Annotated in this window: 17 protein-coding genes and 1 pseudogene; 7 read left to right on the forward strand and 11 right to left on the reverse strand. The window is 64.7% G+C overall.

Annotation, left to right across the window (positions count from 1 at the left end; translation table 11 throughout):
- Window positions 1-3: 3 nt before the first annotated feature.
- Window positions 4-198, reverse strand: a complete 195-nt coding sequence (locus tag WS89_RS04475) for a hypothetical protein (RefSeq protein ID WP_257128113.1) — start codon at window positions 196-198, stop codon at window positions 4-6.
- Window positions 199-487: 289 nt separating this feature from the next.
- On the opposite strand from WS89_RS04475, the gene WS89_RS04480 reads away from it, so the two are divergent.
- The gene (locus WS89_RS04480) at window positions 488-793 is read left to right on the forward strand and encodes a DUF4148 domain-containing protein (protein ID WP_059500280.1); all 306 of its coding nucleotides are present in this window, start codon (window positions 488-490) and stop codon (window positions 791-793) included.
- A 429-nt stretch (window positions 794-1,222) separates the two neighbouring features.
- Window positions 1,223-2,392 (forward strand): porin, encoded by a 1,170-nt coding sequence (locus WS89_RS04485; protein WP_059789631.1) that lies wholly within the window; start codon window positions 1,223-1,225, stop codon window positions 2,390-2,392.
- Window positions 2,393-2,643: 251 nt separating this feature from the next.
- Here WS89_RS04485 and WS89_RS04490 read toward each other — a convergent pair whose 3' ends face one another.
- Window positions 2,644-3,633, reverse strand: coding sequence for a quinone oxidoreductase family protein (locus WS89_RS04490; protein WP_059789738.1), 990 nt, complete (start codon window positions 3,631-3,633; stop codon window positions 2,644-2,646).
- A gap of 132 nt (window positions 3,634-3,765) precedes the next feature.
- Window positions 3,766-4,728: an aldo/keto reductase gene (locus WS89_RS04495; RefSeq protein WP_059789632.1), complete on the reverse strand. Its 963-nt coding sequence runs from the start codon at window positions 4,726-4,728 to the stop codon at window positions 3,766-3,768.
- 170 nt (window positions 4,729-4,898) lie between these two features.
- Here WS89_RS04495 and WS89_RS04500 point away from each other — a divergent pair, with 170 nt between their 5' ends.
- The 5 genes from WS89_RS04500 to WS89_RS04520 all read left to right on the forward strand — a co-directional run bounded on the left by WS89_RS04500 (window position 4,899) and on the right by WS89_RS04520 (window position 10,341).
- Window positions 4,899-5,798: an AraC family transcriptional regulator gene (locus tag WS89_RS04500; protein WP_059789633.1), complete on the forward strand. Its 900-nt coding sequence runs from the start codon at window positions 4,899-4,901 to the stop codon at window positions 5,796-5,798.
- A 161-nt stretch (window positions 5,799-5,959) separates the two neighbouring features.
- A complete protein-coding gene (locus WS89_RS04505) occupies window positions 5,960-6,877 on the forward strand; it encodes a LysR family transcriptional regulator (protein WP_059789634.1) in 918 nt (305 codons plus the stop codon).
- Between the two features lie 215 nt (window positions 6,878-7,092).
- Window positions 7,093-8,142, forward strand: a complete 1,050-nt coding sequence (locus WS89_RS04510; RefSeq protein WP_059789635.1) for an Ldh family oxidoreductase — start codon at window positions 7,093-7,095, stop codon at window positions 8,140-8,142.
- 141 nt (window positions 8,143-8,283) lie between these two features.
- Window positions 8,284-9,564 (forward strand): MFS transporter, encoded by a 1,281-nt coding sequence (locus WS89_RS04515; protein ID WP_059789636.1) that lies wholly within the window; start codon window positions 8,284-8,286, stop codon window positions 9,562-9,564.
- A gap of 45 nt (window positions 9,565-9,609) precedes the next feature.
- On the forward strand, window positions 9,610-10,341 hold the full coding sequence (locus WS89_RS04520; protein WP_059789637.1) for an ABC transporter substrate-binding protein: 732 nt from the start codon (window positions 9,610-9,612) through the stop codon (window positions 10,339-10,341).
- 31 nt (window positions 10,342-10,372) lie between these two features.
- Here the strand turns inward: WS89_RS04520 and WS89_RS04525 are convergent, their stop codons facing one another.
- The 8 genes and pseudogenes from WS89_RS04525 to WS89_RS04560 all read right to left on the reverse strand — a co-directional run bounded on the left by WS89_RS04525 (window position 10,373) and on the right by WS89_RS04560 (window position 19,213).
- Entirely contained in the window at window positions 10,373-11,575 is a 1,203-nt protein-coding gene (locus tag WS89_RS04525) for an MFS transporter (RefSeq protein WP_059789638.1), read from the reverse strand.
- Window positions 11,576-11,788: 213 nt separating this feature from the next.
- Window positions 11,789-12,253, reverse strand: a complete 465-nt coding sequence (locus WS89_RS04530; RefSeq protein ID WP_257128114.1) for a hypothetical protein — start codon at window positions 12,251-12,253, stop codon at window positions 11,789-11,791.
- Window positions 12,254-12,309: 56 nt separating this feature from the next.
- Entirely contained in the window at window positions 12,310-14,583 is a 2,274-nt protein-coding gene (locus tag WS89_RS04535) for a LamG-like jellyroll fold domain-containing protein (protein WP_059789640.1), read from the reverse strand.
- 405 nt (window positions 14,584-14,988) lie between these two features.
- Window positions 14,989-15,385: pseudogene (locus WS89_RS31795) on the reverse strand (M20/M25/M40 family metallo-hydrolase); the annotation flags it as partial.
- Between the two features lie 36 nt (window positions 15,386-15,421).
- Window positions 15,422-16,516 (reverse strand): potassium channel family protein, encoded by a 1,095-nt coding sequence (locus WS89_RS04545; RefSeq protein ID WP_059500269.1) that lies wholly within the window; start codon window positions 16,514-16,516, stop codon window positions 15,422-15,424.
- 61 nt (window positions 16,517-16,577) lie between these two features.
- Window positions 16,578-17,912 carry an NAD(P)/FAD-dependent oxidoreductase gene (locus WS89_RS04550; protein WP_059789642.1) on the reverse strand — a complete coding sequence of 445 codons (1,335 nt, stop codon included), beginning with the start codon at window positions 17,910-17,912 and terminating at the stop codon, window positions 16,578-16,580.
- 647 nt (window positions 17,913-18,559) lie between these two features.
- Window positions 18,560-18,835 carry a hypothetical protein gene (locus WS89_RS04555; protein ID WP_059500267.1) on the reverse strand — a complete coding sequence of 92 codons (276 nt, stop codon included), beginning with the start codon at window positions 18,833-18,835 and terminating at the stop codon, window positions 18,560-18,562.
- 168 nt (window positions 18,836-19,003) lie between these two features.
- Window positions 19,004-19,213, reverse strand: a complete 210-nt coding sequence (locus WS89_RS04560; RefSeq protein ID WP_059500266.1) for a hypothetical protein — start codon at window positions 19,211-19,213, stop codon at window positions 19,004-19,006.
- Between the last annotated feature and the right edge of the window lie 50 nt (window positions 19,214-19,263).

The raw sequence follows: 19,263 nt of genomic DNA on the forward strand, positions 1-19,263 counted from the left end.
CGATCAGCACTGGGGAGATCGTGTGCCCGATCCGTCCGTACGATGCGACGCGAGATCGCGTGCGGCATCGATCGCGCGATCTGTCCGTTCGGCTTTCGCATGCGCGAGCGTCACGTCGGCGATCGCGAGCCCGGTTCCCTGCACCTTCGCGAACGCCGGCAGCGACGCACACATCAGCGCGACCAGTCCAGTCATCATGACCGTTGATTTCATTGCATTACCTCAGGCGTGTACCGCGCGGCGCACGGCATCGATCGATTCGTTGCTCGACGATACGCCGCAGCACCTAACCATCCGGAAACACGCACATGAAGGATTCTTTAAATTCCCATGCGACAGCCGATGCATGGACGGATCCGCGCTTGCCTAAAACATCTTTCATCATCGCGCTGCCGTTTAGATAGCCCACCGTGCCTAATCTTCGTCTCGCGGCCGACGCAGGCATTCTGCCGTTCGGCCTCTACCCAACGCTATCCAGGAGCCGAAGATGAATCATCCCGTCCGTTACCTCGTCTGCGCCGCCATGCTCGCATCGAGCGTCTGCGCGCATGCCGAGACGAAGCTCACGTCGGCGCAATGCCATGACTATCCGTTCGTGCATACGAAAGGCCCGGTCTCCCACCGGCAGCTCGTCAACGAACTGAACGAGCTGGAATCCGTCGGTTACAACCCGTCGTCCGGCGACGAGAGCAGCTATCCGGACGACATCGATTCGGCACAGGCGCGCCTGATGCAGAAGTATCAGCACGATTGCGCCGGTGCGGCCAACACCGTCGCGTCGAACGGCAACTGAATCGTCTGCGGCAACCGTTCTCCGAGTTTGCGCGCGAGCCTCGCGGCCGCGCGCGTTTTTTTTGGTTGATGCGACTCGATCGTCGACGGCACACGCGACCGTTTCCTCGTGCGCTTTGCCCCGACATTCCGTTTCGATATGTCGACTTTTCACGCGAATAAAAACTTCATGTCAACCGGCGAAAAACAGAAAACAACACATCGCCAAGCGTTCGATATGCCAGGCGACTCCATGGCACCCCATCTTTGCGCGTGAACGTCCATCGCCGTATGACACTTTCGAATACTGAAAGATAGTCTTTCCATGCACGTTGCGGCGCCCGCTTTTCCTCTGCCTACACTGCCTCGTCCGCCGAGATCGCATTTCGGGACGACATCGACGTCGGCGCCATCCGTGCCGACTACCCAACCACACCATCAGAGCAACGAAATGAAACGTCAATCGATGAAACCGTGCTGGTTCGCATTCGCGCCGGCGCTCCTGCTCGCCGGTGCGGCGCACGCACAGCAGAGCATCACGCTATACGGGCTGATCGACGAAGGCCTCAACTTCACGAGCAACGCAGGCGGCCATCGCGCATGGCAGATGTCGAGCGGAGACACATTCGGCAGCCGATGGGGCTTGAAAGGCAGTGAAGACCTGGGCGGCGGCGACAAGGCCATCTTTCAGCTCGAAAACGGCTTCAACGTGAACAGCGGCAAGCTCGGTCAGGATTCGAGCATGTTCGGCCGCCAGGCGTTCGTGGGCCTGTCGTCTTCACGGTATGGCACGCTCACGCTCGGACGCCAGTACGACACCAGCGTCGACGCGCTCGGCTTCGGCGGTATCACGGCGGCCGGCAACTGGGCGGGCGACATCGCTACCCACCCGTTCGACAACGACAATACGGACTGGGATTTCCGCGTCGACAATGCCGTCAAGTATGTCACTCCGACATACCGCGGACTTACGGCGGAAGCGATGTACGGCTTCAGCAACCAGCCCGGCGGCTTCTCGAACAACCGCGTCTGGGGCGCCACGCTGAACTACCAGAGCGGCAACCTGACGGCGGCGGCGTCCTACCTGAAGCTCGACAATCCGGGGCTCGCCGCGGGCGGCGCGGTCAGCAGTGGCGATCTCTTCAACGGGTCGTCGCAGCAGGACATCGGCGTAGCGGCTTCCTACCAGTTTACCCACGTACTCGTTGGCGCCGCGTGGTCCCATGTCGATGTCTACAACCCCGCCAGTAATGCATGGATCGACAATTCCACCCTGCAGAACGGTGCGACGTGGAATGCGTGGAAATTCGACAACTTCGAACTCAATGCTCAGTACTACTTCACTCATGCCCTATGGCTGGGAGCGTCCTATACGTTCACCATGGCGCATCTGTATACGTCCGACACGAAATATGTCCCCAAGTGGCACCAGATCGGCATGATGCTCGACTATGACCTGAGCAAGCGCACTTCGCTGTATCTGCAAGGTGCGTGGCAGCATGTCGTCAGCGCTCGTACCGGCACCGGCTTTGACGAAGCCCAGATCGTGGACGCATCGGCTGACGCGTCGTCCGGGCCGAACCAGATGGTTTATCGCATCGGCATGTTGCATCGTTTCTAGCCCGCGAGACGCCCGCACCGGAACCCGCTCCCCGCGGCGTCGGTGCGGGCGCCGGCATGTCGATCGGCATTCGATGCGAATCATCGTCATGAATTCGCTCGATTACACGCGGGCACACGTGCTCAGTCTTCGTGCGGGATGCCTTCGATCGGACACTCCGGTGTGCCGGGCGTAGCGCGCGTGAGCGCTTCGACACGGCGACGCATGGCATCGCCGGGCCGGCGTCCGCGTCGCATGAATGCCCGGTGGGGCTACCCGATGTCCATCACTGCCTTGCCCGACTGGCGGCGCTCCTCGAGCGCAGCATGCGCTTCTTCGACGTTGTCCAGCGTGTAGCGCCCGTTGATTTCCACATGCAACGCACCCTGTGCGACGGCGGCGAACACGTCGTCGGCGCGGCGCTGCACGGTGATCGCGTCGGCGAGATGATCGGCGAGCCGCGGGCGTGTCAGGAAAAGCGAGCCGGCTTCGCCGAGTTCGTAGGGATCGAGATCGCGGATCGGGCCGGTCACCGAGCCGTAGTTGACGACCAGCCCGCGCACCCGGGTCGCACGGAAGCTGTCGCGCAAAGTGGTCTTGCCGACGGCATCGAACACCACATCCACGCCGCGACCGTCGGTCAGTTCGCGGATGCGGTCCGCGAAGCCGCCGTTCTCGTAGAGCAGCACGTGATCCGCCCCGCGCGCACGCGCGATCGCGGCTTTGTCGGCCGTGCTCGTCGTGGCGAACACTTCGACGCCCCGCCGCTTCGCCAACTGCACCAGCAATTGGCCGATACCGCCCGAGGCCGCATGGACGAGGCAGGTCATGCCGGCTTCGAGCTTCCCGACGTCGTCGAGCAGATAATGCGCGGTCGAACCCTGAAAGATCGCTGCTGCGGCGAGATCGTACGCAATGTCGTCCGGGATGCGTGCGAGCCGCGCGGCGGGTACGACTGCATACTGGGCGTATGCCCCCCAGACGATGCACCACGCGACGCGATCGCCGGTGCGCACGGATGTGACGCCCGCCCCCACCTCGACGACCTCCCCTGCGCCTTCCATGCCGAGCGTGCACGGAATCCGCACGGGATAGGTACGCGAATCGCGGTACTTCCCCTGTCGCGTATGAACGTCCATGAAGTTGATGCCGGCCGCGACCACACGCACCAGCACTTCGCCCGCGCCCGGCTTCGGCACGTCGATATCCACTCGACGCAGCACGTCGGGGCCGCCGTATTCATGAATCTGAATGGCTCGCATGAGCATGTCTCCTTCGTTCGATCACGTTTGCACGACAGGCGCGTCTTGTCGCGGCGCATCGACGAAACGGTGCGTCGACGTGGGGCGGCACGACATCGGCATCGACGTCGGCGACGACTGCGCGCACGGCATTCAGGCCTGCATCTCGTGTTCCCACCATCCGCGCGTGTTCACGTCCGCAGCGTCGGCGAGCGCTTCCAGCCCGGCGATTTCGTCGGCGGCAAGCGCGATGCGGCTGGCTCGAACCAGGCCATCGACATGATCGGGCTTCGTCACGCCGACGATCGGCGTCGTTCCCTTGGCGATGGCCCAGGCCGTCGCGACATCGGACGCTGCTGCCCCGCGCGTCCGACCGATCGCGGCGAGTGCGTCCGTCAGCGCTTTCAGCCGAGGCAGCATGCGATTGTAGGTCCGCGCCCGGTTGCTGCCTTCCGGCAAAGGATGCGCCGGACCGTACTTGCCGCTCAACGCGCCCTGCTCGAGCACCATATAGGCGAAGAACGGGATGCCGCGATTGCGGCAATAGTCGAGGATGCCGGCGCGTTCGGAATCGCGATAGAGGAGACTGTAGTGGTTCTGGATGGCTTCGACCCGAAACCCGGCTTCGCCGAGAATCCGGTCGGCGTGTTCGATTTCGCTCAGGTCGTGATTCGAGACGCCGACGTGCCTGATCTTCCCGTTCTCGAGCAACGGAATCAGGTGCGGCGTCCATCGCGCCACATCGGCCGGATTGTGAATCCAGTAGAGGTCGATGTAATCCGTACCGAGGCGGGCCAGACTCTGCTCCAGCATGTCCGCCACCGGATAATCGGCGCCGGTTCCCGCGGCCTGCGGGGTGAATTTCGTGGAAAGCCGGTAGTCGCTGCGCGCGAAGCGCTTCAGCACTTCGCCGAGTAAGGTCTCCGAACGGCCCATGCCGTACACCATGGCGGTGTCCCAGAAGCCGAATCCGGCCGCATGGGCCTTGTCGGCGACTTCTTCCAGGCCGGCCCGGGTGAGGCTGCTGCCGAAGTAGCCATCGCCTGCCTCGCCGCTGTCGCCCCAGGCCCACGTGCCCAGCGCGATCGTGGATGTCATCGTATTGTCAGTTGTCATGTCGGATCCCTGTTCGTCTGGCGACCGGGTTTGCCGTGCCCCGGCTGCCAGGAACACTATGCTGTACCGCGCCGCCGAACCGTGAGCCCGATACCCCGAAATAGCTGCACGATCCTCCAGAATCGGGTTCGCATTGCCGCCCTCCCGCGTGGCATGCGATAGTCGGACGCATGGAAATACTGACCGAAATCGCTTCCGTCATTGCCCGGCACATCTCGACGGATGGCTTCCAGGCCACCCCGATCGAGCGCGTGACGCTCGTTCGATCGTCCACGGTGACGATGCCGATGCCGAACGTCTACCGGCCGCAACTCTGCCTCGTCGCGCAGGGGCACAAGGAGGTCACGCTGGGCGAGCGCATCTTCAAATACGCGCCGGGGCGCTACGGGGTCGTGACCTACGACCTGCCGGCAACGGGCCGCGTGGTCGACGCGACGCCCGACAAACCGTACCTGTGCCTGTACCTCGATTTCGATCCGGTCATGCTGGCGGATCTGGCACTGCGCGTGCCACCGCCGCCGGACGCGCCCTTCCCGCCGATCGGCAAGACGGTGTCCGACGCCGGCGCCGGCCTGCTCGACGCGGCGCTGCGCTTGTTGCGCCTGCTCGACGATCCGGCCGGGCTGCCGGTGCTCGGGCCGCTTGCCGAGCAGGAGATCCTCTATCACCTGCTCGCCGGCCCCGACGGCGCCAGGATGCGTCACATTACTGCCAGCCAGGGCCGGCTGGCTCAGGTCGGTCGCGCCATCGCATGGCTCGGCAAGCATTTCCGGGAACGGTTCAGCATCGAGCGGCTTGCCGCGGAAGCCGGCATGAGTCCGTCGAGCCTGCACGAGCATTTTCGCGCCGTGACGGCGATGACGCCGTTGCAGTTTCAGAAGCAACTCAGGCTGCAGCAAGCGCGCAGCCTGATGCTGGTGCACGACATCGACGTCACGACCGCCGCCTTCCGCGTGGGTTACGAGAGCACATCGCAGTTCAGCCGCGAATATCGCCGTCATTTTGGAGAATCGCCGGCACGCGACATCGCTCGCTTGCGCGCTTCGGCGGATTCGGCAGTGGTCACTTGAGTCGGGATGGCTTCGCACGCCGCGCACCGGGCAAGAATGGAAGCGGCGCGCCGCAACCCGGGATGATCGCGCCGGCGAATTCGTGTGCCATACGCACGAATTGACAGCCCCGATCGGTGCACTGAAACTGAGCATCCCTTTCCATCGCGGCGATCACCGGAATGAATTTCGAGATATCGGACTTGCGGGCCTTCGTGGCGACGGCCGACCTCGGCAGCTTTCGCGCGGCGGCCGACACACTGCATCTGTCGGCGTCCGCGCTATCGCGCCGGATCGAAAAACTCGAGGAGGTGCTGGGCGTCAGACTGTTCGAGCGAACGACGCGGAAGATGGACCTGACGATCGTCGGTCGCGGGTTTCTCGAGCGCGCTCACCGCATCCTCAACGAAGTCGACAACTCGATGCTCGAGTTCGACGATCTTGCACGCAAGATGACCGGCGAACTCACGGTCGCGTGCGTGCCGTCGGCGGTGCGCTACTTCCTTCCGGAAACCATTGCGACCTATCATCAGCGTTACCCGGGCATTCGCCTTCGTCTCATCGACGAGCCGTCGTCGATGGTTTTCCTCGCCGTCGCCCGTGGGGAAGCCGATTTCGGCCTGACTTACGTCGGCACCGAAGAGCCCGACATCGAATTCACGCCACTGCTCGACGACCCGTTCGTTCTCGCGTGCCCGCGCAGTCATCCGCTTGCAAAACGCAAATCCGTCGCCTGGGCGGAGCTCGCCAGCCTCGAGTATCTGGCCATCGCACAAGGCAGCGGCAATCGCGCGGTCATAGACGAAGCGCTGGCAGGCGTCGCCGACCGGCCCAAATGGTTCTGCGAGGTACGCCATGTACCCGCGCTCGTGAGCCTGATCGAAGCGGGGCTGGGTGTCGGTGTCGTGCCTCGGCTCGCGATGCCCCGCGGCCCGCACAAGGTACTCGCCAGCGTCGCGCTCGTCGATCCGCCGATCCGGCGAACGCTGGGTGTCATCCAGCGGCGCGGCCGCGGTCTGTCCTCCGCAGGCCGCTTCTTCCTTCAGCTGTTGACGGAGATGCGAGCGCCCGGTATGCCGCCCGCAAACGCTGCCGCATAGGCGAAGCGCCGGCCCCGATTCGAGACGGCCCGGCAAGGTCTTCGCGAGTAGGCCGGGGGTTGGATTCGATTCGTGCGTACGACGCACCAATCGAACGAAAATATGCGTTTGTTGGGTGAACCGCTCCTGCACGATCATGTGCGAAACGCAAGCGTCGTGCCGTGCGCAGCCGCTTGAACCGCACAGCGTCCAAATCGAAGGAGACAACGCATTCCATGACCCAGCCCACTCCCACCCATGGCATCGTCAGCAAGGCCCATCTGACCGAGCTGACCGTCGAAGCACTCTGCGCGCTCGGCCTGACGCGCGCCGACGCGACGGACACCGCCACGATCCTCGTGCTTGCCGATCTGTTCGGTTTGCGCACGCACGGCACGAGCCGCATCGAGTCGTACGGCGCGCGACTGCGCATCGGCGGCATCAATCCCGTGCCTTCGATCACCGCCGAACAGGTGGCGCCGGCGCTTCACCGCCTCGACGGCGACAACGGCATCGGCCCGCTCGTCGGCTATCGCGCGCTCGATCTGGCGATGACCGCTGCACGCGAACATGGCATCGCCTGTGTGTTCGTGCGCGGCAGCAACCACTTCGGCCCCGTCTCTCCGTATTCGTACCTCGCCGCGATGCAGGGCTTCGCCAGCATCATCGGCAGTAACGCGACGACGACGATCGCGCCGTGGGGCGGCACCGACGCTCGCCTGGGCAACAGCCCCGTCGGCTTTGGCGTCCCGAACCCGAACGGCCGTCCGTTCATGCTCGACATGGCGATCAGCGTCGCGGCACGGGCGAAGATTCGCAACGCGCTCAAGCGCGGCGAACCGATTCCCGGCGATTGGGCAACCGATGCACACGGCAAACCGACCACCGATCCGAAAGCCGCGCTCGATGGCTTTCTGCTGCCGATCGGCGGCCACAAGGGCTACGGCCTCGCGCTGGTGGTCGATCTGTTCGCGGGACTGCTTTCCGGCGCGGCCTATCTCACGCACGTCAAGTCGTGGGAAGACGATCCTGAACAACCGCAGAATCTCGGCCACTTCTTCATCCTCGTCGATACGGCCAAGCTCGGCAGCACCGAATGGCTCGCCACGCATATGGCCGACCATGCGGCGATCCTGCACGGCTCCAAACCCGCCGATCCGGACGCGCCCGTGATCGTGCCCGGTGAGATCGAACTCGGCCGCCTGGAGCGCCAGATGGCGGAGGGCATCGATATCGGCGCTGCCCAGCTCGCCATGCTGGAAGCGATCGCGCATCCGCGGCGCTGAACGCGTCGTTCGCGAGCGTGGCCCGCCACGCTCGCGCCGTTCCGAACACACGGCGCGGCGGCGAACCGACCAGGCGGCGGACCGGATGGCGCGTACGAGCGCCCGGCCGTCAAGCACATAACAAGCTCCAGGGAGCGACAGGTGACAAACATTCGATGGCGCATCGTCCTGCTGTTGTTCATCGCAGGCTTCATCAACTATCTCGACCGTGCGGCGCTGTCCGTCGCCGCGCCCGCCGTCATGCGGGAACTGCATATGTCGCCGAGCAGGCTCGGGCTGCTGTTTTCGACGTTCTTCATCGGCTATGCGGTATTCAATTTCATCGGCGGATGGGCAGCGGACCGCTGGGGCGGCAAACGGGTTTTCTCGGGCGCAGTCCTGACGTGGTCGTTGCTATGCGGCGCGACCGGCCTTGCCGGCGGCTTCGGATCGCTGCTGGCCGTGCGCACCCTGTTCGGCATGGCCGAAGGTCCGCTCGCGACGACGATCAACAAGATCGTGAACAACTGGTTTCCGCACAAGGAATCGGCGACCGCGTTCGGCTTCGCGAATTGCGGCCTGCCGCTGGGCGGCGCGGTGGCGGGACCGGTAGTCGGCCTGCTGACGGCCGCTTACGGCTGGCGCGTCGCATTCGCCGGAATCGCGTGTTTCGGCCTGCTCTGGCTGGTGTTCTGGGTGTTCATGGCGACGGACAAGCCGTACCAGCATGCACGCGTCTCCGCTGAAGAACGCCGGCTGATCGAATCCGATCGAAGCGTCGCCGAAAGCCCTTCCGACCTGCGGCCCCTCGGTTTCTACCTCAGGCAGCCCGCCATTCTCGCGGCGATGATTTCGTACTTCGGTTACAGCTACATCCTGTTTTTCTTTCTCACGTGGTTCCCGACCTTTCTGACGATGGACCGTCACCTGAGCCTCAAAAGCATGAGTCTCGCGACGGTGCTGCCCTGGCTGCTGGGGTTCGTCGGCTACGGACTGAGCGGCGTGCTGTCGGACCTGATCTTTCGCCGGACGGGCAATGCCCTGCTTGCGCGCAAGCGGGTATTGATCGCCTGTCTCGGCACGGCAGGCGTGTGCGTCACGCTGGCCGGCGCCGTGACCACGACGCTCGGTGCGCTGCTGTTGATGGCCGTTGCGGTGTTTGCCCTTTATCTGAGCGGCAGCGCCTATTGGGCGCTGATCCAGGACACGATCCCCGGCCCGAAACTCGGCAGTGTCGGCGGATGCGTACATGCGATTGCAAACTGCGCAGGCATCGTCGGCCCGGCTGCAACCGGCTTTCTCGTGCAGGAAAGCCATACGTTCCTCAGCGCGTTCTTTCTCGCGGGCGGTATCGCGCTGGCCAGCGTGCTCGCCGTGGCGATACTGCTGAGGCCTCGCGCGCCGGCGCCACGCGCATCGAGCGATGCGCGGGTCTGTGGCTGAAGGCCCCGCGCCCACCCATGAACGTCAGTTCTTCTTACCATCGACATGAAACCCGATCCATCCGTCATTCGCGCATTCACCCCTGCCGGCAAGCTGCGGGCATCCATCAATCTCGGGAATCCCATTCTCGCGGGCAAGGACACCTCGGGCGCCCCGACCGGCGTGTCGGTCGACCTGGCGCGCGCCTTTGCCGCAACGCTCGGTGTCGCGCTCGAACTGGTGGTCTTCGATACGGCGGGCAAGTCCGTTCAGGCGGTCAGCGACGAGCGGGCAGACGTCGGCTTCTTCGCCATCGATCCACGGCGAGGAGAAACCATCGCGTTTACCGATCCGTACGTTCTGATCGAAGGCTATTACATGGTGCGCGATGCATCGCCGATTCGCACCAACGACGACGTCGACCGGCCGTCGATCCGCGTGGCCGTTGGCGAGGGAAGCGCTTACGACTTGTTCCTGACGCGCGAATTGAAGCATGCGCGGATCGTTCGTGCGCCGACGTCTCCGACCGTTGTCCGCACCTTCCTCGACCAGGGTCTGGAAGTCGCCGCCGGCGTCAAGCAACAGCTCGAGGCAGACGCACGTCGAGCCCCCGGCCTGCGCATGCTCGACGAGCGATTCATGGTGATCCGTCAGGCGATGGGCTTGCCGAAGCGCCGCGGTGCGGCGGCAGCCGAGACGTTGCGCGCCTTCGTCGAGGAAGCGAAGACATCCGGGTTCGTCGCCGAGGCACTCGCGCGGCACGGGATTACCGGCGCGTCGGTTGCACCTGCTGCATAGGCCGATACGGCCCACGCGTCGCGGCCTGGCGTCAGTCCGGCACGCGCGCAGTCGATCGGGTCCGGACCACGCCGACGGCGACGAGCGCGCCGCCCAGTATCGCCATGCCGATCGACGTCAGCGTCACGACGAGTGCAACGCGCCCGTGATCGGAGAAGAGCCCGACGAGCAGCCCGGCAAGCGGCTGTGTCGCGTTGTTCAGCAGGACGATGACGCCCGTCGTCTTGCCGTAGTCCCGAGGGGGGATGATCGCCTGCCGTGCGCTGCGGATATACACGTTGAACATCTTGTCGAAGCCGATGACCATCAGGAAACCGGCAACGTACATCGCAATCGAACCCGACGTGCCCATCACGAGGCCGCCTGCCGCAATCGCAACGAAGGCGACGATGCCGAGCCGCACGCGCGATACCTCGATACGCGCGACGAACAACAGGATCGCGACCGTCGCGATGGCGCCCGCGACCTGCAGCCCGGCATAGAAACCGCCTGACTGCCGAAACGTACCGGTCACCATTGCGGCCGACGTCGCAAGTGTCGTCCCGATCACGAGGTTTTCCGCCGCCGCGAGCAGGACCAGCCGCAAGAGCCCCGGCAGCGTGACGACATGCGTCAGCGCCACGCCGAACGGCGCATACCATGGCCCCGCCGCGCGTTCGGGAGGCGCCACGCGCGCCGTGCTGGTCCGTTGCCATACGAACATCGCCATATCCGCCGCGACAAACAGCAACGCCGCGCAAGCGACGGCCCACTCCCAGGTGCGCCATCCCAGTAGCGCCGCCGCGACGATCGGCCCGAGCACGACACCCGACTGATCGGCGAGCTGCGTATGGGCCAGCACTTTCTCGAAACGCTGCCGCGGAAAAATCTGTGGCAGCAGCACCTCCCGGGCGACGAGACCTTGGCTCGTGAGTGCACCGCATACGGCGGACAGCGCGATCAACCAGCCGATTCCGCTCCAGGCAACATAGCCGACGATGCCGATCAGGCAAGCGACGGCCCGGCTGGTCTGGCTCACTCGCAACACACGAATTGGCGACACGCGGTCGCTCAGTGCGCCGCAGATCGGAAAGGCGATGAATCGCGGAACCGTTTCGACGAAAAACGCGAGGCCGGACCATGTCGCTTTCTGAGTGACCTGAAAGACGACGAGCGGCACCAGAAAGAGCAGCATCTGGTCTGCCAGACGCGACAGAAAGAGAGAACCTAGAAAGGCCGGCTGCTCGACACGCATTGCGCGTATGCCTCTGCAAGATTGATCGGAAGGTGCCCGCTGGGTACGCCTGCTTCGCCGGACGCTCGGTACGTCGATCCGGACGCGCCGCCGATGTTGCGCGGCTCGGAGCGGACCCGCCGACAAGCACGAGATCCTCGCCCTTGCCGCCATTCAACCACGCGCTCCGTCCGGTTGCAAACCGCAACCGGACGGTCGACAGGCCGATCGACCTCAATTGCTGAAGATCGGACCGCGAGCGGCGCCATTGACGTAAATCCGGCCGTATGTGTTCCAGTCGCCGGCCATCACGCCGGAGTCGAGTGCGAGGCTTTCGACGCCGTGGAAGTCGCCCTCGCCCGCGCCGAAACCGATGCCGTCGGTGATGGGCGTCCATGTCGAGTCAGTCGCGTTCCAGCGGTACGCGCCGCCGACGTCGGTGCGTGCGTACAGCAGGCTCGCGTTGGTCGGATGATAGATCAGGCCGGTGACGTAGCCGCCCCCGCCCCACTTGACGCTGGTCCAGCTGGCCGCCGGCAGGTTGCTGCCGCTGCCGTTTCCGCCGGTCTGGTCACGCTTGGCGGCGACATCGGCCCCCAGGCTGGACGTGCCTGTCGTGCTGTCGGATCCGCCACCGCAGCCCCATAACGTACACGCCATCGCCGCGACGGCGATCCGTCGTCGAGAAAACACGGTCATCGGAGATATCCTTGAAGGAAGAGGTTCATCGCAGGGCCCGCCATGGGCCCGCGCAATCAATTCGCCATGAGCGATGCAATCTGCGCAGCGCCGAGCGCACCGCGATAGATGCGGAAATCGTCGATCAGGCCGTTGAACGTGGCGTCGGCACTGTATTGCGATTTGCCCAGCCAGTTCTGCGTGGTACCGCCAAGGCGGAACGGCGCCTGGAACATCGCCGTGTTGGTGCTGACGGGCGTACCGTCCACGTAGATCGTGCCGGTCGACCCCGACAGCGTGACGGCCACATGCACCCATCGCTTGCTCGGCAGCTCGGCGGGGGCGTCGATGACCTGTTCCGGAGGGCCGTCACCGGGGCCGTTGGCCGTCATGGCGAAGCGCATGCCGGCCCAGCCGTTGCGCGACTGCCCGCGCGGCGTGAACATCATGTAGCGGTGGAAGCCCGTGCCGAAGTCGAACAGGCGTGCCCACGTCTGCGAGCCGTTCCAGAACACCCAGCTGGCGATGGTGAAGTCCGACACATCGGTCAGCACATCGTCGGGCAACGCCACATCCGCGCCCGAGCCGTTGAGCGAGACCGCGTTGCCGTTGCGCCCCGTTGCCCACGTTGCGCCGTTGAGCGTGCCATTGCGCCCGTTGCCCGAACGATCGGCGGCCGTGATGCCGCTGCCTTCATCGAAGGCGAGATGCGCAAGCAGCTGCTGCGCCGTGATCACTTTCACTTCGTTGGAGTGCGCCGATTCGCCCGCAATCGTTTGCGCTGTCACGACATAAAAATACGTGCCGGCACCGGCTGGCATGTCGGTATAGGTCAGCAGATCGGTGATCCCGCTCTGGATGGTGCTGTACGGTCCACCGGCAATGGTCGCGCGCTTGACGTCGTAGCTCGTGGCATTGCTGCTGCCCCACCACGACAGCACCACCTTGCCCGCGCTGGCGTAGCCGGTCAGGCCGGTCGGCGTGGCGGCAGCGGGGCCGGGGTCGAGCGTGCAGGTGAGCGTGCCGTAGCCGAGCTGGTCGAAGCCGCCACTGTTGGGGCCGTAGTTGCCGCCACCGCCTTCCGGTGCCACGAGTTCGGCTGCGCGCTTGGTGTAAGGCGCCGCCAGGCCCTTGCGGTTGATGTAGTGGTTGGCCACCAGCGCCCAGCAGGGCCGCCCCAGCGCGCTGCCTTGCCCGCCGGCGGCGAACTGCGTCTGGATGACGCCGGCGCTGTTCTGGTACGTGACGAAAGGTACCGTGTAGAACGCGCCGTCTGCCTGCTTCAGGTTCGCCTTGGCCACGTATTCGGCGCCCGCCAGAAAGCGGTTGTTGTCGTAGCCGTACAGGTCGATGCCCTGATTCCACGCCATTTCGCAAATGGCGCCCGTCAGTGCAATGCCCAGCACACTGTGCCCCTGGTCCCGGCCGGCTTCCTGCCATTGCCCGAGGTTGCCGGGATGCATGTAGTACACGGCCTGGCGGATACAGCCGTTACTGCCACCGGTCTTGAAATGGGTGACGGCCTCGTCGACGAGCCCGGCATCGTCGCACAGCACGCCAATGGCGAGGACGCACGCGACGTTGGCCAGTCCCCAGTTGGCCCAGTAGTGCGTGTCCATCGCGGTGTCGATACGGGTCAGGAAAGCATGGCTGACCGGGTAGAAGACATTGCGCATCATCGCCTGAAACGCGGCGAGGCCGGCCGGGCTCCAACCGCTGTAGCTGCGCATGATTTCGGCTACGTTGGCGAACTCGTAGCCATAGATGCCGGCAGCGAGTGCCACGTCGCTGCCGCCGAGCGTCGTCAGCGTCGAGGCCCATCGGTCCAGATACTCCACTGCCTTGTCGGCGTAGCGCTTGTCGCCCGACACCTTCCAACGCAGCGCGTCGCCATAAGCGGCGGCGATGTCGTTGTAGAGGGCGCCGTAGTTCTGACCATGCGTCGGATCGTTGCCGCGATAGATGCCGACCTGCGGGTTAGGCTCGTTCGTCAGGCGCGTGTGACCGTTGGCAGCGAGCACGTTCCAGCTGTCGATCCACGGGGAAGCGTGCGCGCCGACTTTCGCGCGCATGCGTTCGAAATCCGCGTCGGTATGCAGCAAGCCCGGATGCGTGAAGGTGCGGGTTTGGGCAGTGCCTGCCGACGTCGCACCTGCGTCGATACCGTCCGAAGTCGGGGCCACGGCGGACGCTTGGCCGCCGCTGTTTGCCGATGCACGCTCACCGCCTGTAACCGCGTTCCCTCCGTCGCCGCCGCATCCGGCCAGAAGCGTTGCACCGAGCCCCATCACGAAATGGCGTCGTGCAACATTGTCGATGTCGCCGAGTGCGACGATTTCTCCGGATAGCATCGTCGATGCTCCCTTGTCTCGCATGTCTGGATCCCCTGTTTTTAGCTATCGTCAACGCGACGAAAATGTACTATCCGTTCCGTATCCATCAGGAACGGGGTGCATTCTATCCAGTGTGATAGGGATCCAATCAAGCGGAAAATAACAAATTCACCGATGACACGCACTTGTCACATCGGTGATGCAGGGATCGAGGAATGTGCGAAGCGGTCGGGTACAGCCGCAGAACTGAGCAAAGGTCGTCATCGCTTGCGAAGTACGAATGTCGCTTCATCGGCCGACGCCGACGCGAAACCTGAAAACTTTCACGGAATCCTTTCTATTCGTTGAACGAAATAAAATCGTCACCGACCGTGATGTCGTGAAAAGCGGTGTCAACTCCCCTGCAGTGCCGGCACCGCCTCCCTACCGCCCCAAAACCCGCTCCACCAGCCTCACGAAATAACTCGCCCCCACCGACAGCAACGCATCGTTGAAGTCATAGCTGGCGTTATGCAGCAGGCAAGGCTCGCCGCCATGCCCGTACACGCGATGATCGCCCGTCCCGTTCCGGAGAAACGCATAACAACCCGGCTTCTCGCGCAGCATGAACGAGAAATCCTCCGCCGCCATGGTCGGCTCGACGGTTGCTCACCTGCGCGTCGCCCACCAGCTCACGCATCACCGTCACCGCCGTCTGCTCGGCGTCGTTCACGGTCGCCGGATACTGGCGCTGGAAATCCACGTCGCTCTCGCAATCGAAGGCTGCGGCCGTCGCGGCCACCACGGCGCGCATGCGCGTCTCGATCAGATCGAGCGTCGCATGCCCTCATGGGCACATGACCCGAACCAGACGCCCTCACGCATCCGCATCCGGAATCCGCGCCGACTGAATCACCACCAGCGTATCGCCCGCCTCGATCCTGCACGGCGGATCCTCGTAAAACGAATGGATCTTCCCGCAGCGATCGAGCCCGACCACGATCGCGCCCGGCACGACGTTCGTCATGCAGCCGATTTCATGCGGCAACGCCTCGCGCTCCAGCAGCGTCGCGCGACCGCGCGTCGACAGCATGTCGTTCACGAACGGCACGATGTAGCGGCTATGGACCGCGTCCGCCAGCAACAGCGCGCCGATCTTCGTCGACGACACGATCACGTCCGCGCCGGCCTGCCGCAGTTGCCGCTGGTACAGGTTTTCCTGGATCCGCACGACGATCTTCGTATCGGGCGCGATGCTGCGCACCGACAGCGTCAGCAGGATCGCGGTCGGATCGTCGGTCACCGAGATGATCACGGCCTTCGCCGCGCGCACCTGCGCCTGCTGCAACAGATCCTCGTGCGCCGGATCGCCGAGCAATCCCGTCACTCCGAGCGACGTCGCCGCTTCGAGGGCCTGCTGTTGCGAATCGATCACGATGATCGTGGCCGGATCGACGCCGCTCTCCAGCAACTCGCGCACCGCGATCGACCCCGACAGGCCATACCCGCACACGACGATGTGATCGGACAGTTGCTTCTGCAGGCGTTTCATGCGGAATTCCTCGACGACGCGCTGGATCACGAACTGATACGCCGTGCCCAGGAAAATGAACCAGATGCCGATGCGGATCGGCACGATGAAGAATGCATCGAGCAGGCGCGCCCGCGCCGTGACGGGCACGATATCGCCATAGCCGACCGTCGCGACCGTGACCATCGTGAAGTACACGAGATCGGCCACGGTCATCGGCGTGCTCTTGGTCGAATCGCGCAGGCCGTCGCGATCGAGATACAGCACGAGAAACGCAAGCGTGCACAACAGCACGACCGCGCCGAGGCGGAACAGCAGCGTGCGCCGCGGCGACGTCGCGGGACGCGTGAACAGCGTGCGTGCGCGCGGCGCCTGCCACGGATCGCGGGCGCGACGCAGACGCAAGCGCAACGAGCGGCGCTGATCGGATGGCGTTGCCAACGGGAAATCTCCTGAAGGATGCGGGCTCGATTCTACGACGGGAACGCGTGTGCGCGGCCGGTCACAGCATGCTGCGCGGCCGCACCATCGTCCCGTCGACGAAACGCCGCGCGCGAAACGCCGAGAGGTCGAGCGACGGCGCGCCCGTGTCGATCCATTCGGCGAGCAGCCGGCCGACGATCGGCCCCATCGCGAAACCATGCCCGCAGAACCCGGTCGCGATCGCGAGCCCCGCCGGCGTGCCGGGCGCATCGATCACCGGAATGCCGTCGGGCAGCACGTCGATCAGGCCGGCCCATGCCTCGACGACCTGCGCATCCTTCAGCGCGGGAAAGATCGCCTTGAGCTTCGCGAGCGCGCGCGGCGCATGTGCGCGATTCGGCTGGGGCTGCGGATCGCGCGGCTCGATCGGCCCGGTCGAGCCGTTGATGCGTGCGAGCACGTCGCGCCATGCGGACGCACCCAGATGCAGCCGGAATTTGTCGCGCTGCGACCAGAATTCCGGCCAGAAGAGACTCAAGCCGCGCAGATGGCCGAGCGTCAGGTCGACGTCGACCTGCATGTCGTCGGCGAGATTGATCGCACCGTTCTTGCGCTGCCGGATGCCGAGACCATGGCCCCACACCGTCGCCGCGGACACCGGCGGAACCACGTTGGTGCGCATGCAGGTGCCTCGCACGGCCTGCTGCGGCAGCCGGATGCCGACGCCGTCGAGCAGCCGGAAACTGGTCGCGCCGGCCGCGCAGATCACGCGACGCGTGCGGATCGTGCCGCGCTCGGTCGCCACGCCGACGACCGCGCCGCCGACCGTCTCGATCGCGGTCACACCGCAGCCTTCGAAGAAACGCGCGCCGGCCTCGGTCGCGCGCGCCGCGAATGCGGCGGCCACGCGACGCGGCTCGGCCTGCCCGTCGGTTGCCGTATACAAGCCGCCGAGGGTACGCGCGTGCGTCGACAGCCCCTGCACGCGCTCGTCGATCTGGGCGCGCGTCAGCGTGCGCGTGTCGAGCCCGTGCTCGCGCGCGACGGCGAGCCACGCCTGGAACGAGGCCCAGTCGTCTTCGTTGTCCGCCATGTAGAGGCAGCCGCCCTGCCGCCATTCGAGATCGAAGCCGAGCGCCTGCTCCAGGCCTTCCCATATCCGCATGCCGGCCATCATCAGCGGCACTTCGGCCGATTCGCGCCCCTGCTGTCGCACGAAGCCCCACGCGCGCGTCGATTGCTGCCCGGCGATGCGCGACTTGTCGAGCACGACGGCTTTCAGGCCGCGCAGGCCGAGGTAGTAGGCAGCCGCGCAGCCCATGATGCCGGCGCCGGCGACAACGACGTCGGCTTCGGATGGAAACGCCGTATCGGCGTGGCTCAATGCGTCGTGCAGCGGATAGGTGGTGGTCATTGTTTTCTGTCGGAGGTCGATGCATGCCCGGCGAAGCTTATCGCGGCGACGGCGTCACATGAAGCGATAAATTTCGGAAAACCGTCATTCGGCCATCCCTTCGGGTCCGTCATCGCATTGACGCCGACCGCGGTGGCGCGGCCTGCCGAAGCCATGGAGCCTGAGCCGGAGCCGGAGCCGCATGTTGCGCCGACGATTGCCATCGCTCGAGCGTCGATACCGGCACCGGTGGAATCGTCGGCCGATGCCGGCTCTCCGACACCCGGCGCCGTTGCGGAAATTCCATCCGACAATGCGAGGTCGCCGAGCGCAACGCGAACTGCTGCGCCGAGAGGAGCTCGGCGCCCGACCCGATCGCCTTCTCGCCCATCCGGCTTTTTATCGATAAGGACTACAAATGTAACGACAGGCAATGCCCGATCAATGCCGGAGCTGTTCGCGCTGGATCAGCTTCGGCGGCTGCTGTCCGTCGAGCGGGACGACGGCGAGCCGTTCGCGTATATGCCGACGTAGCGCGAACGCGCAATCGATGTGCGTCGGCTCGGCGGCGTCGACGGCGACATGTCGAGCGCTCGATAAACCACGCGGCCGTTTCAATCGGGACTTAGCGGTCAGCGCGGCTGGAAGCCGCCGCCACGCCGGCGTCCTCAGTGCGAATAGCGCGTTTGAGTGCCTGCGGTGCGGTCGAACGGCTGCAGCCTCGCAAGCTGCTCGATCGACATCGTGACGACTTCGAGAACATGCCGCGCGATTTCGTCGTCGGCCATGCCCGCGTTGATGTACCGCTCGATGCTCATCGTGCGGGGCGGATAGCTGCCGGTTTCGTCATCGACGATGTCGATCCTGGCTGTACGCTGCTCGGGCGACAGCACGATCTGGACAGTTTTGCCGTGAACGACGGTCTGCATGCACAAAGTGGACATTCGCAGTCTCCGATTGCGTTGGCTTCGGACGATCGATACCTCACAACAGGAGTCGTCAATCTACAAATTTCCGGACGCATTCGCAATATTCAGGCACGAATTCCCCGTCGTTCGAGGCGCAGCACCGCCGGTCGACCCGATGCCCGCATTGCACGGGCATGCGCTGCGCTACGCATAGCGGCTCAGCCATTCTTCGGAGAATTGTCTCGCGTACGCGACCGCTTCGGCTTCGGTGTCGAATTCGCCCAGCTTGCGGAACGCAGCCTCACGGCTGAAACCCACTTTCGTGACCTCGACCTGCGCGGCGTATTTGCCGGCCTCCGTCATGCGCGGCTCGCAGTTCATTTCGTATCCGCGCATCAAGAATTTCTTCTGCATCGGTTCAACACGTTTTTTGAAACGGCGGAATCGTAGCACGCAGCTGCGCC

Source organism: Burkholderia sp. MSMB1072 (assembly GCF_001524725.1).
Lineage (GTDB): Bacteria > Pseudomonadota > Gammaproteobacteria > Burkholderiales > Burkholderiaceae > Burkholderia.

Excerpts from the sequence above, each read along its gene's own strand:
- WS89_RS04475 (WP_257128113.1), bottom strand. The coding sequence starts at position 198 with ATGATGACTGGACTGGTCGCGCTGATGTGTGCGTCGCTGCCGGCGTTC.
- WS89_RS04480 (WP_059500280.1), top strand. The coding sequence starts at position 488 with ATGAATCATCCCGTCCGTTACCTCGTCTGCGCCGCCATGCTCGCATCG.
- WS89_RS04485 (WP_059789631.1), top strand. The coding sequence starts at position 1,223 with ATGAAACGTCAATCGATGAAACCGTGCTGGTTCGCATTCGCGCCGGCG.
- WS89_RS04490 (WP_059789738.1), bottom strand. The coding sequence starts at position 3,633 with ATGCGAGCCATTCAGATTCATGAATACGGCGGCCCCGACGTGCTGCGT.
- WS89_RS04495 (WP_059789632.1), bottom strand. The coding sequence starts at position 4,728 with ATGACAACTGACAATACGATGACATCCACGATCGCGCTGGGCACGTGG.
- WS89_RS04500 (WP_059789633.1), top strand. The coding sequence starts at position 4,899 with ATGGAAATACTGACCGAAATCGCTTCCGTCATTGCCCGGCACATCTCG.
- WS89_RS04505 (WP_059789634.1), top strand. The coding sequence starts at position 5,960 with ATGAATTTCGAGATATCGGACTTGCGGGCCTTCGTGGCGACGGCCGAC.
- WS89_RS04510 (WP_059789635.1), top strand. The coding sequence starts at position 7,093 with ATGACCCAGCCCACTCCCACCCATGGCATCGTCAGCAAGGCCCATCTG.
- WS89_RS04520 (WP_059789637.1), top strand. The coding sequence starts at position 9,610 with ATGAAACCCGATCCATCCGTCATTCGCGCATTCACCCCTGCCGGCAAG.
- WS89_RS04525 (WP_059789638.1), bottom strand. The coding sequence starts at position 11,575 with ATGCGTGTCGAGCAGCCGGCCTTTCTAGGTTCTCTCTTTCTGTCGCGT.
- WS89_RS04530 (WP_257128114.1), bottom strand. The coding sequence starts at position 12,253 with ATGACCGTGTTTTCTCGACGACGGATCGCCGTCGCGGCGATGGCGTGT.
- WS89_RS04535 (WP_059789640.1), bottom strand. The coding sequence starts at position 14,583 with ATGCTATCCGGAGAAATCGTCGCACTCGGCGACATCGACAATGTTGCA.
- WS89_RS04550 (WP_059789642.1), bottom strand. The coding sequence starts at position 17,912 with ATGACCACCACCTATCCGCTGCACGACGCATTGAGCCACGCCGATACG.
- WS89_RS04555 (WP_059500267.1), bottom strand. The coding sequence starts at position 18,835 with ATGTCCACTTTGTGCATGCAGACCGTCGTTCACGGCAAAACTGTCCAG.
- WS89_RS04560 (WP_059500266.1), bottom strand. The coding sequence starts at position 19,213 with ATGCAGAAGAAATTCTTGATGCGCGGATACGAAATGAACTGCGAGCCG.